12 protein-coding genes are annotated in these 12,780 nt (G+C 67.4%); 3 read left to right on the top strand and 9 right to left on the bottom strand.

Annotated features, from left to right (window positions below; translation table 11 throughout):
• Window positions 1–2: 2 nt before the first annotated feature.
• From ACSION_RS07675 to ACSION_RS07635, 9 genes are all read right to left on the bottom strand, one after another.
• Window positions 3–926, bottom strand: coding sequence for a glycosyltransferase family 2 protein (locus tag ACSION_RS07675; RefSeq protein WP_435305530.1), 924 nt, complete (start codon window positions 924–926; stop codon window positions 3–5).
• A 2-nt stretch (window positions 927–928) separates the two neighbouring features.
• Window positions 929–1,720, bottom strand: a complete 792-nt coding sequence (locus ACSION_RS07670) for a glycosyltransferase family 2 protein (protein ID WP_435305529.1) — start codon at window positions 1,718–1,720, stop codon at window positions 929–931.
• Window positions 1,717–2,913: a hypothetical protein gene (locus tag ACSION_RS07665; protein ID WP_435305528.1), complete on the bottom strand. Its 1,197-nt coding sequence runs from the start codon at window positions 2,911–2,913 to the stop codon at window positions 1,717–1,719. Before ACSION_RS07665 ends, ACSION_RS07670 begins: the two co-directional genes overlap by 4 nt.
• Window positions 2,914–2,997: 84 nt before the next feature.
• On the bottom strand, window positions 2,998–3,639 hold the full coding sequence (locus ACSION_RS07660; protein WP_435305527.1) for a polysaccharide deacetylase family protein: 642 nt from the start codon (window positions 3,637–3,639) through the stop codon (window positions 2,998–3,000).
• 28 nt (window positions 3,640–3,667) lie between these two features.
• Window positions 3,668–4,813, bottom strand: a complete 1,146-nt coding sequence (locus ACSION_RS07655) for a glycosyltransferase (RefSeq protein WP_435305526.1) — start codon at window positions 4,811–4,813, stop codon at window positions 3,668–3,670.
• Between the two features lie 7 nt (window positions 4,814–4,820).
• Window positions 4,821–6,167, bottom strand: a complete 1,347-nt coding sequence (locus ACSION_RS07650) for a phenylacetate--CoA ligase family protein (RefSeq protein WP_435305525.1) — start codon at window positions 6,165–6,167, stop codon at window positions 4,821–4,823.
• Window positions 6,164–7,717, bottom strand: a complete 1,554-nt coding sequence (locus ACSION_RS07645; protein ID WP_435305524.1) for an oligosaccharide flippase family protein — start codon at window positions 7,715–7,717, stop codon at window positions 6,164–6,166. Before ACSION_RS07645 ends, ACSION_RS07650 begins: the two co-directional genes overlap by 4 nt.
• A complete protein-coding gene (locus ACSION_RS07640) occupies window positions 7,714–9,009 on the bottom strand; it encodes an O-antigen ligase family protein (protein WP_435305523.1) in 1,296 nt (431 codons plus the stop codon). The genes ACSION_RS07645 and ACSION_RS07640 overlap by 4 nt, the downstream gene beginning before the upstream one ends.
• A gap of 22 nt (window positions 9,010–9,031) precedes the next feature.
• Window positions 9,032–10,093, bottom strand: a complete 1,062-nt coding sequence (locus ACSION_RS07635; RefSeq protein WP_435305522.1) for a polysaccharide deacetylase family protein — start codon at window positions 10,091–10,093, stop codon at window positions 9,032–9,034.
• 193 nt (window positions 10,094–10,286) lie between these two features.
• Here ACSION_RS07635 and ACSION_RS07630 point away from each other — a divergent pair, with 193 nt between their 5' ends.
• The 3 genes from ACSION_RS07630 to ACSION_RS07620 are packed head-to-tail and all read left to right on the top strand — an operon-like array spanning window position 10,287 to window position 12,764.
• The gene (locus tag ACSION_RS07630) at window positions 10,287–10,958 is read left to right on the top strand and encodes a hypothetical protein (protein ID WP_435305521.1); all 672 of its coding nucleotides are present in this window, start codon (window positions 10,287–10,289) and stop codon (window positions 10,956–10,958) included.
• Between the two features lie 26 nt (window positions 10,959–10,984).
• Window positions 10,985–11,596 (top strand): class I SAM-dependent methyltransferase, encoded by a 612-nt coding sequence (locus tag ACSION_RS07625; RefSeq protein WP_158253501.1) that lies wholly within the window; start codon window positions 10,985–10,987, stop codon window positions 11,594–11,596.
• Window positions 11,589–12,764, top strand: a complete 1,176-nt coding sequence (locus ACSION_RS07620; protein ID WP_435305520.1) for a glycosyltransferase — start codon at window positions 11,589–11,591, stop codon at window positions 12,762–12,764. Before ACSION_RS07625 ends, ACSION_RS07620 begins: the two co-directional genes overlap by 8 nt.
• Window positions 12,765–12,780 lie beyond the last annotated feature (16 nt).

The following is a 12,780-nucleotide window of genomic DNA, read 5'->3' as shown; positions in this document are numbered from 1 at the left end:
CCTCAGAGGCCGTACAGCGTCTGCCGCCCGCGCTTGCGCAGGCGGCGACGCATGTCGAGCAAAGGTGTCGGCACGTAGCTGACCGACATCAGGCCGATCCGCTCCAGCGTCGGCCGCTCGAACAAGGCGCGCACCAGCAGCCGGCGTGCCGGCGAGGGGCAGCGTGCATGGATCAGGTGGCGCGCGAAGTCCGTGCGGATCGCGCGCAGCTTCCAGCGGATATCGCGACGCGGCAGCCCCAGCGATTCGCCGAGTTCGCGCGCGTTGCGTATCTCCGCCAGCGCACAGCGCTCGATCCTGCTCGTCAGGCTGCCTTCGGCTGGCGTGTAGTGGCCGACCAGTCCTTCACAGGCGCGCACGCGCCAGCCCGCGTGCGCGATACGCAGCCACAGGTTGTAGTCCTCGGCACCGATCAGCTCCGGCGCCTCGAAGAAGCCGCCCAAGCGTTCGAAGACACTCCTGCGCACGACCGTCATCGACGTGCAGATGCGGTTCGCTCGCCACAGCAGATCGAAGTCCATCTCTCCCGGCAGCAGCAATCGATCCAGGCGCGCGGCGCCATGCAGCAGGCCGACATCTTCCTCTCCCGCGAGCGCCAACTGCACCTGCATCTTGTGCGGCAGCCAACTGTCGTCCGCATCCAGGAACGCGATCCACGCGCCGCCCGATGCACGGACCCCGGCGTTGCGCGCGGCCGCAGGGCCAGCATTCTCCTGCTGCAGCAGGACCACGCGGCCGCCGTAACCGGCGACGATCCTGGCGATCTCCGCGCGGTCCGGCGATCCATCGTCCACCACGACCACTTCGCGCGCGGGCAAGGTCTGCGCCATCACGCTGTCCAGCGCATGCGCCAGCGTGGCGGAAGCATTGAAGGCGGGGATCACTACCGTGTAATCGGCGGCCGTCACGGGGGAAGACGGTGCCATGATCAGGCGGGCCTCGACACGGGACTTCGCTTGAGCAGCGCGTGCGCCATGTAGTGCAGCATGCACCAGGCGGAGCGCGGCCAGTTCAGCTGCTCGGTCTCGCGATAGATGCGCCATTGCCACCCGGCCGCGCGCAGCTTGTTCGCCGACACGGAGCCGCCACGCACCAGGTAATACGCCAATGGACGCGCCTCCGGCACGCGCTCGGCGTGGCCGGCACGGCGCACCCGGTCCAGCCAGAACACGTAGTCTTCGTGCCCCATCTTCTGGAAGGCCACCTCGCCGAGCGAGCGCACGTAGATGCCCGTGAGGTTGCCGATCCGGTTGCTGTAGAGCATGCCCGCATAGTCGACGCGCTCCGGCGGCACCACCATCGTGAGCGCGCGGCCATCCTCGGCCACCCGCTGATAGGCGGTGTAGCAGACGCGGGCGCCGGTGCGGGCCATGTGCGCGAGTTGCAGCGCGAGCTTGTCCGGGTCCCACCAATCGTCGCTGTCCAGGAAGGCGACATGGGTGCCCGTTGCCTCCTGCAAGCCGCGGTTGCGTGCCGCGGCGACGCCGCCATTGGCCTGGTGCACGGCCACCACGCGGGCGTCGCGCTTGGCGTAGGCATCCATGATCGCGGCCGAGCCATCGCGCGAGCCATCGTTGACCAGGATCAGTTCGACCTCGCGATGGCTCTGCGTGAGCACCGACTCGATCGAACGCTCCATGGTCGCTTCCGCGTTGTATACCGGCATCACCACGCTGACGAGCGGGATGCGGATGTCCGTCGCGGGCGCCGCGGCGTTCATGCCGCCGCCTGCGCCTGTCGACCGCCGGCCCACGATGCGCGCGGCGGCGGCAGGTGGTAGTCGCGGTAGTCGCCGGGATTGCCTTGCATGCCGGCTTCGGCGGCCTTCACGATGTTGTATGCCTCGCGCGCGCTGACATAGTGCAGCACGTACTTCTGGCCGTCGTTGTAGGCGGACTCCAGGTAGTCGTGCATCGCATCCACCGGCGGTCCCAGCAAGGTGTCGATATCGCCTTCCTGGGTGCCGTGGGTATGGATCTTCACGAAGACCCACTCCGGCTTGCCCTCGACATGGACACCGGCCTCAATCCAGGCATCGACGCGTTCGGGCGTAGGCGGCTGTCCCTTGCGCACGTCGGCATTCTCGATGCGCGGCACCAGGCCCATGCGGCGATCCTTCCAGTTCAGGCCCAGCGGACCCTGGATGAGCATCAGGTCGCCGGTGGCCTGGCCGCCGACGCGCACCGGCACGCCGGTGTCGTGCGACTTGGGCGCATGCGCGTCGTCGGTCGCGTAGTAGATGCTGTTGATCGTGCGCGTCTGCGTGTCGCTCGGCGCCGACGGCAGGGTGAAATCGGCGTAGCAGCCCAGGTCGCGGAGCAGGATCAGTTCGTTGTCCAGCCCGCACCACCGTCCATCGGGACGCGAATTGTCCAGGCACCAGTTGCCGTGGATGAAGCCGAAACGCAGTTCTCCGGTAGCGGGGTCGCGGGGCAGCGCGCCGTGTCGCTCGTGCAGCACGCGGCAGAACCGGGCCATGCCTTCGTTGAAGTTCGCTTCGGTGTCGTTGTCGTGGTGCAGGTGCACCTCGATCTCGCCATAACCATCGCTGCACAGGGCCGACAGCTTGTCGAGATACTCGGGAACGTACTCTTCCTCGGGATAGAAGAAGCTGTGCTGCGGCGGCCGCCCATCGGCGTCGCGGTGACGACCGGCCAGCGTGCGGTAGTCTCGGCACCAACGATCGACGCGCTCGCGCTGCTTGGCTTCGTCGGCGCCATGCCACATCGGCTCGAAGTGGTCGACGAAGCAGAACATCACGTGCACAGGACCCGCCGACGCAGGCACGCGCGGCCGGCGAAGGTAGCTGCCGATCCAGATCTCCATGTTGCGCGAACGCAACAGCTTCCACACGGCCAATGCGGCCACCGCGAGAATCGCGACCGGAACCGCCAGCCAGACCAGGATGTTCAAGCGTCCCCCTTGGTTTTCCAGCGTGCGCTCACGCCTTCGTCACCATCGAAAACGCGGCAACGGCGGCACACCGGCCATCGGGGATCAGTGGAGATGCGGTAGCGCGCGCAGTTCGAATCCTTGCGCCTTCCAGGCAGGGATCAGTTGGCGCAGCAGTGCCAGCGAATGCGCGCTGTCGTCGTGCATCAGCACGATGTCCCCCGCGCGAGGCGGGTGCCGTTGGATCGTTTCGAGCAGGTCCGGGACGGGCCGCCGGCTGTAGTCGAGGCTGTCGTAGGACCAGTAGTCGATCCGATGCCTGCGGCTGGCGAGCTTCGCCAGCATGGGCAACGTCAGCACGCCGCGCGGGGGGCGGAACGCGTGCCGAACGCGGCCATCGATGCCTTGAAGCACGCGCTCGGTGCGATCGATCTCTTCGAGTTGCTGCGCGAGCGTCAGCGAATCGAAGATCGGATGCGAGTAAGAGTGGTTCCCCAGCGTGTGGCCTTCGGCGGCAATCCTACGGGCCAGGTCGGAATGGCGCTCCGCCTCGCGCCCGATGAGGAAGAAGCTGGCCTTGGCATCGTGCTCGGCCAGCAGGTCCAGCAGCTCGGGCGTGAACTCCGGGTGCGGACCGTCGTCGAAGGTCAGGTACAGCGTGCGTCCGTCCCGCGCAGGGCCCGCCGTCGCCAGCCAGCCATTGGGCAGGAAGCGCAGCAGTTTGAGTCGTCGCGGACGTGGATTCATGGTGATGCGCTGGGGGGAGAAGGACGGCTCACGACAGGCGTCCCTGTACGGCCATGGTGCACGAATCGCAATCCTGCGAATCGTAGAGGCCATGGTACCGCTCCGCCATGGTCCGGAACGAGGCCTCGGCCTGCGCCCAGGCCTGGCCCGCGCGCCCCATCCTGCCCGCCTCGTCGCCTCCGCGCAGCAGCGCGATCAGCGCCGTCGCGAGGGCGGCCACGTCGGCGGCCGGCACAAGCCGGCCATTGACGCCGTCGCGGACGATCTCGCGGTTGCCGCCCACATCGGTGGCCACGATCGGCAATCCGGCCGCGCACGCCTCCAGCAGCGCGATCGAATAGCCTTCGCTGGCCGACGAGAGCGCGAACACGTCCATGCCCGTCAACAGCCGAGGCACATCGTGGCGGTCGCCCAGGAACCGGACCGCATCCGACAGCCCCGCCTGCTCGGCCTGCGCTTCCAGCGCACCGCGCAGCGGTCCGTCGCCGACGATGGCGAGCACCGCTTCCGGCACCTGCATGCGGACCTTGGCGAACGCGCGCAACAGCAGCGCGTGGTCCTTCACCGGCTGAAGCCGTCCGACGGTGCCGATGACGCGGCTGCCAACCGGCCACCCCAGCTCAGTGGCCAGCGCCTGGCGCCCCGCCGTGTCGGCGGGCTTGAATCGCTCCAGACGGATCCCGTTCGGCACCGACAGCAGGCCACGCCGCGGTCGAACGCCCTCGGCCGCGAAGCGCTCGCGCGCCGCTTCGCAAACAGCGACGGCGTAGTCGGTGAAACGCATGCTCAGGCGGTACAGCCATTCCTGGCGTCCACTGCGCACCCGCCCACCCATGCCGTGGCGCGTGTTGATGCGGCACTTCAAAGGCAGGCCCAACGATGCGATGACGGCGTAGTAGTGCGCCATCGCGTTATGGGTGTGGAGCACGGCGCCCGGTGACTGCCGGATCAGCGCGCGGGCGCGCCGCAGCGCATGCAGATCCATCCCGGGCCGCTTGCCGCAAGCATCCACGCGCACGCCGCTGGCGAGCAACTCCTTGGCCAGCAAGCCCAATTTGAAGAGGCAGATCACCCGGCACTGGTGCCCCGCTTCGCGCTGACTGGCGATCAGGTCCACCACGGTGCGCTCCAGGCCACCACGATCCAGGTTCTCGACGAAATGCACGATCTCCACGCTAGCCCTAACCCCTTAGTTCAGACACGGTGACACGCTGCTTGCCGGTCGGCGTCAGCGGAATTTCGTCCGTGAAGCGGAAATCCAGGGCAACGCTGTCGCCCACTACCTTGACCAGTTCGCGCCGCACGAGTTCGATCACCGACGGATCGAAGCCTTCGTCGCGCACGATCAGGATCTCGAAGGCATCCAACTGCTTCTGCACCACCTGGTAACGACGCACGCCGGTCGCGGCCAGGAAGGCGTAGACGATGTACTCGCCCGGCACGAACCGCCCATCCGGCGTGCGCAGCGCGTCCAGCTTGCGCCCATCCACGCTGGCCAGCCGCGGCAATCCGCGCCCGCAGGCACAGCGCCCGTGGCCCGGCGTGGCCAGGTCGCCGTTGACGTAGCGCAACAGCGGCATGCCGTAATTGTGCAAGTCGCTCACGACCAGCTCACGCGGACCGTCCGCGACGGCGCCGTCGCCGTGGCCCAGCTCCACCACCAGGTGGTCGGCGTTCACGTGCAGACCGTCTCGATGCTCGCACTCCGCCGCGATCAGCATGAACTCGCGGCAGCCATAGGTGTTGTAGGCCGGCGCACCGAAGGCCTGCTCGATGCGTTGCTTCTGCGATGCGTGCAACGCCTCCGCCGCGCCCAGGATGCGTACCGGCGCGTGCACGCGTCGACCACTGGCGATCAGCCAATCCGCCATTTCCACGATCGGCGCGACATAGGACACGATGGTCTCCGGACGGAAGCGATCGATCGCGTCGGCGTACTCGGCCATGCGCGCGCGGTCCATCTCGAACGCATTCAGCATGCAGCGGTTGAAGGCGCTGTGGTAGAGCCGGTCCTTGCGCTTCTGTGCGCCGATAGGCGTACCCCACAGGTACAACGTGCGTTGGCCCAGGCGCGCACCCGCCCAACCGTAGCCGCGCCACATGACCGCGACGCGACGCTCGTAGCTCTCGCGCGTGTACCCGAACTTCAGCGGCTCGCCGGTCGAACCGCCGGTGGTCTTGTAGAGCAGGTCCTGCCTGTACGGATCGGCGATGAGACGATCGAAGTTGGCACGGATCGTTGGCTTGTCGAGTACCGGCAGGCGGGCGAAGTGCGCGAGGTCGCGGATGTCATCCGGCGCCGAGATACCCAGCGCGCTCCACGTTTCCCGGTAATAGGGCACCTGGTCCCAACAGTGACGGATCAGCTGCTGCAGCTTCTGCCACTGGAGCGCGTCGATCTGCTCGGGCTCCAGCCATTGCTGGCGCTCGTACTCGCGCAAGTAGGACAGCGTCTTGCGTCCGCGCAGGCCCGACTCATAGGCCGGGAACAGCACATGGCGGAAAAGCGGTTCGTAAAGACCTGTCATGAGATCCCCTCCCCTGCTCGATCGTGCGCCCAGGCCAGCAGCCGCGCACCGGCGCGCGGGCGACCCGCGGCGAATCGCCGGTGCAGTTGCTGGAGATGTTCGATGTCGTCGCGCGTCCAGCAGCGCAACAGCAGCGTGAACAATGCATACGAAAGCACCAGCAGCACGCCGCCCAGCAGCACCGCCGCCCATGGCACCAGGTGCCCACGCAACGGCCATGCCAGCGCCGCGGCCAGCGCGCCTGCCAGCAGCACGCGCCCCAGCGCACCCCAGGCCGGCCGCGCATGGCTCACCTTGATCGCGAGGGAGATGTACAGCGTGGCGTTCACCGCCGCCACGGTCAGGTACGCGGCCACGGCACCTACCAGCGCGTAATGCGCGATCAGCACGGCGGCCAGCGTCAGCTTGAGCGTGCCGCTGGTGATCGCGAGCACCAGGATGCTGCGCTGCCTGTCCGCACTGACCAGCAGGCTGGACGCGCCTTGCGCCATCGTCGTCATGCAGGTGGCGAACAGGCATGCGGAGAACAGCGGTCCGGCCGCCCAGTACTCGCGCCCGTACAACAGATGGATGACGTCATCGCCGAACACGAGGCCGAACGCCATCAGCGGCACGGCCAGCAGCGACAGGTAATGCGTGGTGCCGACGAAGCGCCGCGCCGCGACCTCACGGCCCTGGCTCAGGGCATTGGCCATCATCGGCAGCAGCAGCGCGCCGAACACGCCCGGCACCAGGGCCGCCGCGCCCACCGCGAGCTGGTAGGCCACCTTGAACTGGCCGGCATCGTGGCTGTCCGCGTACAGGTTGAGGAACATCACCTCCACCTCGCTGGCCACGAGGAAGCTGACCGACACGGTCAGCGCGGTCCAGCGCATGTGGTGGCTGATCCGGGCGCGCAGCGCCGGCGGCAACACCACGCCGGGCTGGCGCGGCGGCAGCAACGGGCGGATCTGCCGCAGCGACATGACATAGAAGACGATGCCCGACAACGAGAACACCGCCAGCAGCCACTCGACGGGGGCGTCCAACTGCCATGCCGCGATCACCAGCAACAGATTGATCGGCGTCGAGACAAGCGCCACGATCGCCGTCGCGCGGAAGTTCTCGAATCCCTTCGCCACGCCGATGTTGAACATGTACGACGAACGCAGCGCCACGCCCACGATCAGGAAGCCGAGCAGCAGCGTGTGGTTCATGCCCGGGGCGACATGGTCGCCGGCGAAGATGAACAACGCGGCGCCCGCCAACAGCACGAACAGCATGAACACCCGCTGCGCTTTCCGCAGGTAGCTCAGGACGTAGGGGATCTGCTCCAAGTGCCCCGCGCCCCGCAGTTCGGCGACAAACTTGATCGCCGCGCTGGCCGTGCCCGAATTGGTCGTCGCCACGCCCATCGCGACCAGCCAGATGACCAAGCTGTAGGTACCGAATCCGTCCGGGCCCAGGTGACGGGCGATGATGATGGACGTGAGCATGCCGAGCACGTACTCGGTGTACATGCCCACCGAGGAGAACAGGGTATTGCTGAGTGTGCGCGAGCGCTCGTTCATGCCATCGCCAACAGGACCTTGACGGTCACATAAAGACCGATAACGCCGATTACGGCGTAGGCGGGCCAACGGATGATGTCCTTCTCCAGGGAGAAGACCGGAAGACTGGGATAGGTATTGCGCATGCGGGTGTAGTGGCCGACGACCATCGCCACCAGCAGGTACAGGATCACCACGTAGCTGCGGCTCAGGAAGAATGCCGCCGTGAAGAAGCCGACCAGCGAGATCAGCATGCACAGAGTCAAGGCCTTATCGGTGCGCCACTCTTTCAGCGCCACCTCGTCGGGCACGTCCATCGGCACGTCGTCGATGATGTCGTCGTTGCGGTTGACGATGGCCATCATCATCCGGAAGCAGTACCCGACGATCGCCAGCCAGACGGTGAAGCCGACGATGCCGGTCTCGGCCAGCACCAGCACGAACGAGTTGTGCGCGGTCAGTTCATGCAGGTCCGAATAGCCGCCCGCGCCGATGCCGAACACCGGGCTGCCGATGAACATCTGGATGCCTTCGTACCAGGATTCCACGCGGCCCATCGCCGAAGCCTCGGAGACGTCCATTTCCTGCATGCGCGAGGGCAGCATCATCAGTCCGCCCAGCGCGCCTGCGCCCAGCAGGGCCGCCCAGAACATGCCACGCGTGCGCCAGACGTATACGCCCAGCATGGCGACCAAAGCCAGCAGCGTGCCGCGCGAGTTGGTCAGGTAGCAGCCCCACACCAGCAACACGATCGCGGTCCACCAGAACAGCCGCTTCAGGCCCAGCCAGCCGCCGCGCGTACTCAGGTAGAACGCCATCGGCAGGCACATCACGAACAGCAGGCCCAGGTCGTTGGGGTCGTTGAAGATGCCCACGTACTGGATGCGCGTGCCCTGCGAGAGCTCGACGCCGGTCCAGCCGATGCCGGTGCTGGCCTGGTCGATACCGTGCACCGCCAGCACCGAAGCGCAGATGACGAACACGCCCATGACCGCCTGCATGCGCGCACGCGTGTCCACCGTGTTGGCCAGCAGTACGTAGGCCAGCAGTACCGGCGCGAAGACGAAGAAGACGAACAGCGCGCCGCCCGCCCAGCCGTTCACCACCTTGGACACCATGGCGATGAACAGGAAGATCGGGATCAGCAGGAATTGCGGCTGATTGAACGACTTGCGCTGCGAGAACAGGAACAGCCCGGCCGCCAGCACCAGCGCGATCGACTGCATCGGCGGACCCGGTGATTCGGCCACCGCCGGGTAGTCCTGGGGCCTGATCAGCACCAGGACGAGGTACAACAACATGAAAAAGAACATGATCCCCTGTCGCTCCCGTGCCTCAGCCTGTGCGCAATCGCGAGGCGTAGGTAAACAATTCCGGCATCGCCATCATGGCCTTGAACCATGGCATGTCCATGTGGCGCTCCACCGGAAGCCGGGGAAGCGAGAACTGGGTGCGCGGCCCGAGCCGACCGATGCCGGCCACGTAGCTGCAGGCCAGGCGGAACCCGGCCGAACGCACGGCTTCGACGGTGTCGTGGTTGAACGCATCCGGGCCACCCACCGGATAGGAGATGACCTGCACGGGTACGCCCAGCTCGCGCTCCAGCGCGTCCTTGGAGCCCTGCACCTCGGCCACCATCCGTTCCAGCGGCAGCTTGGCCAGCATGCGGTGGTCCACGCCATGCGAGCCGATCTCCATGCCACCGCGCTGCATTTCGCGCAGTTGGTCCCAGGTCATGGGCTTGCAGTCCGGGTGCCCGGCCGCACGCGGGATGCCCCAGTCCGATTCCAGGCGCGCGACGAGCGCCGCCTGGCCGTCGTCATCCAGCAGCTTCACGCGGTACAGCAGGTCGGCGGCCTGGCGGCGGCGGTCGGGCAGGTCTGCTTCGACCGTCCAGTCCACGTCCAGCTCAGGCACGTGCACGCGGGTGCCGGCCGGCGCCGAGCACAGCATGTGGACCAGCCAGTCGTAGGCGTAAGGCCGGCCCGAATCGATGTGGCCGGTGGATACGAAGAACATCGCCGACATGCCCAGCTCGCGCAGGATCGGGAAGGCGATGCGGTAGTTGTCGTCGTAGCCGTCGTCGAAGGTCACCAGCGCTGCGCCTTCGGGCAGCGGCTTGCCCTGCTCGATCAGGTCGACGACCTGATCGAAGCGCATGGGCACGAAATGCGTCTTCAGGTGCTGCATCTGCTGGCGGAAATCCTCCGCCGACGCGCTGATGAGCTCCGGATCGAAGCTGAAGCCCTGCGGGTCCTGCGATTCCAGTACCCGGTGGTAGGCCAGCACGCGCAGCTCGCCGTGCGCCTTCGGCCGCACCCGCTGCAGGAACGGCAGCGCGCCCAGCCGATGGCACCATCGGGCCAGCAACTGCCGGCGCCCGACGCGCGCGGCCACGCTTATCGATGATCCCCTGGTCATCATCTTCCGCAGTTTCGGCAACCTTGCCTGTGCTCCTGAATACGCAGAAAGCACCTCTCAGCGGCCAGTCCACGGGCTGGCCGGATCGCCCCCCGGATCACGTATGAATGGGGAAAGCAGAAATCATGCGCCGCTACGGCGTGAGCAGCGATACAGGGGCGCGGTACTGATGTCGGACGATACCGACTTCGTCAGCATGTACGAAGAGTTGGGGCTGAATGCCGAATGCGGCATGGCCGCCTTCAAGCAGGCCTATCGTCGGCGCGTGGCCTTGCTCCACCCCGACACGCAGGGCCAGGCTGCCGACCTGCCGCGCCTGCAGCGACTGAATCGCCTGTACGAATCGGCGATGGAATTCCACCGCGTGCACGGCCGCCTGCCGGGCGCCCCAACCACGCCGCAGCGTCCGCAGGCGCCGCGCCTGGAGCGGATAGCGCCCGCGATGCCGGTGGAAGACGATGGCTTCGAACCGCCGCGTTCGCGCCGCCGATACCTGTTGCTTGGCGCCTTGCTGGCAGCCCTGCTCTACTGGCTGGGTGCGAACCGCACCTCGATTCCAACCCTGGATCCAGGCGCCCCCGGCGACAGCGCGTCCGCCGCGTGGCAGCCGCGTTCGCCGAAGCAGCTCGAACTGGGCATGGACCTCGACCAGGCGCGACGGATCCTGGGCGAGCCGACCACCGAACACGCCGCGCGCTGGCAATACGGGCCGTCCTGGGTCGATTTCGAGTGTGGCAAGGTCACTGGCTGGTACAGCGCGCCCGCGCAGCCGCTCGAGGTAGGCCGGGACTCTGCGCACCAGGCGAGCGAAGGCCCGCACGGCGCGGCCACGTGCGGTTGAACGACGACGGCGAAGGAGACAGGGACATGTGGAGCGATACCGCCAAACTGCTGAGGAAGGCCCAGCGCCGCCTGTGGATGAAGTACGCCCTGCGTGGCGTGGGCGGCAACGACAACCACGCACGCCTGGAACTGGCGTATCGCATGCCGGACCCCTGGAACATGGAGTCGCCGATGGAGCGTGCGCGCTTCGAGGCGACCAACCGGGTGATCGAGCAGGCGTTCGGCCGCGTCGGCTCCGTGCTGGAGATCGGCTGCGGTGAAGGCCACCAGACGCAGTACCTGGCCAAGCTCAGCGACGAACAATACGGGCTCGACGTCAGCCCCGCCGCGATCGAGCGCGCGCGCGTTCGCTTGCCCCAGGCCCACTTCGCCGCCGCCGACCTGTTCCAGCAACCGTGGGGCGAAGAACGCCATCGCTTCGACCTGGTCACCGCCTGCGAAGTGCTCTATTACCTCAGCGACCCCGCCGCGACCATCGCCCGCATGCGCCACCTGGGCCGTTGCGGCCTGGTGACGTTCTTCGCGCCGGCCTGCGGCCGTGTGGGACCGCACGTGGAGGCCATCCCCGGCCTGCAGAAAACCTGGATCCACCATGGCGGCACCGCCTGGCTGATCGCCTGGTGGCGCGATGAGTGACCCCTCGGCCGCCCTGCGGGGGCGGGGCGTGGTGTACTTCGGCAACGACTGGAACGCGGAGAACCGTACCAGCAGCCACCACGTCGCGACCCGCCTGGCGCAACGGATGCCCGTGCTCTACGTGGATTCGCCCGGCATGCGCGCACCCACCACCTCGGGACGCGACCTCAAGCGCGCATGGCGCAAGCTGACGGCCGCGCTCAAGCCGCCCGTGCAGGTGCGCGAGGGCTTGTGGCACTGCACGGTCCCGCAGCTGCCGTTCCGCCGCATTCCCGGCGTCGACGCCTTCAATCGCGTGTTCAGCCGTTGGGCCGTGCGCCGTGCGGTCCGCAAGACCGGCATCGACCGCTACCTCTCCTGGTTCGTGGTACCGCACCCGGGGTTCCTCGCCCATCGGCTGGGCGAGGATTTCTGCGTGTACTACTGCATCGACGACTATGCCGCGCATCCTGGCGTGGACGCCGACCTGATCGGTCGCCGCGACGAGGCACTGAGCCGTGAAGCCGACCAGTTGTTCGTCGCGCCGCCCGCGTTGCTGCCCATCAAGCAGGCGATCAACCCGACCACCACCTATGCGCCGCACGGCGTGGACCTGGACCTGTTCCTGACGGCGCGCGCGCCGGAAACCCCGATCGCCGAGGGCGCGCGCGGGTTGAGCGGTCCGGTGATCGGCTACATCGGTTCGCTGCACGAATGGATCGACATCGAACTGATCGCCTGGCTGGCGCAAGCAAGGCCGCAATGGAGCTTCCTGCTGGTGGGCCACGCGGCAGCCGACGTATCGGCGCTGCGCGCGCTGCCGAACGTGCGGCTCGCCGGGCCGCAACCCTATGCCACGCTACCGACGTGGGCGAAGGCCTTCGACGCCGCGATCATCCCGTACCGGATGAACCGCCAGGTCGCCAACGCCAATCCGTTGAAGCTGCGCGAATACCTGGCCACCGGCAAACCGGTGGTGAGCACATACAACCCCGAGATCGCGAAGTTCGCGCAGTGGGTCCGCATCGCCGAAGATCGCGAGGGCTTCCTCGCTGCGCTCGATCAGGCCCTGGCCGACGACAGCGCCGCCGCCGCCGAGGCCCGCGTGGCCGCCGTCGCCGCACAGACCTGGGACCGCCGCGTCGACGACGTGCTAGCCACGGTCGCGCGCGCGCTCGATGGCCGATGACACCCTATTCCATGAT

Origin of the sequence: Pseudoxanthomonas sp. LjRoot125, assembly GCF_964252705.1 — a bacterium.
In the GTDB taxonomy this organism is placed as follows: domain Bacteria; phylum Pseudomonadota; class Gammaproteobacteria; order Xanthomonadales; family Xanthomonadaceae; genus Pseudoxanthomonas_A.
The sequence above is the reverse complement of the archived record's forward strand: the minus strand, read 5'-3'. Positions and strand labels throughout refer to the sequence as shown.

Coding starts and splice junctions, on each gene's coding strand:
- ACSION_RS07675 (WP_435305530.1), bottom strand. CDS start 926: ATGGCACCGTCTTCCCCCGTGACGGCCGCCGATTACACGGTAGTGATC.
- ACSION_RS07670 (WP_435305529.1), bottom strand. CDS start 1,720: ATGAACGCCGCGGCGCCCGCGACGGACATCCGCATCCCGCTCGTCAGC.
- ACSION_RS07660 (WP_435305527.1), bottom strand. CDS start 3,639: ATGAATCCACGTCCGCGACGACTCAAACTGCTGCGCTTCCTGCCCAAT.
- ACSION_RS07650 (WP_435305525.1), bottom strand. CDS start 6,167: ATGACAGGTCTTTACGAACCGCTTTTCCGCCATGTGCTGTTCCCGGCC.
- ACSION_RS07645 (WP_435305524.1), bottom strand. CDS start 7,717: ATGAACGAGCGCTCGCGCACACTCAGCAATACCCTGTTCTCCTCGGTG.
- ACSION_RS07640 (WP_435305523.1), bottom strand. CDS start 9,009: ATGTTCTTTTTCATGTTGTTGTACCTCGTCCTGGTGCTGATCAGGCCC.
- ACSION_RS07630 (WP_435305521.1), top strand. CDS start 10,287: ATGTCGGACGATACCGACTTCGTCAGCATGTACGAAGAGTTGGGGCTG.
- ACSION_RS07625 (WP_158253501.1), top strand. CDS start 10,985: ATGTGGAGCGATACCGCCAAACTGCTGAGGAAGGCCCAGCGCCGCCTG.
- ACSION_RS07620 (WP_435305520.1), top strand. CDS start 11,589: ATGAGTGACCCCTCGGCCGCCCTGCGGGGGCGGGGCGTGGTGTACTTC.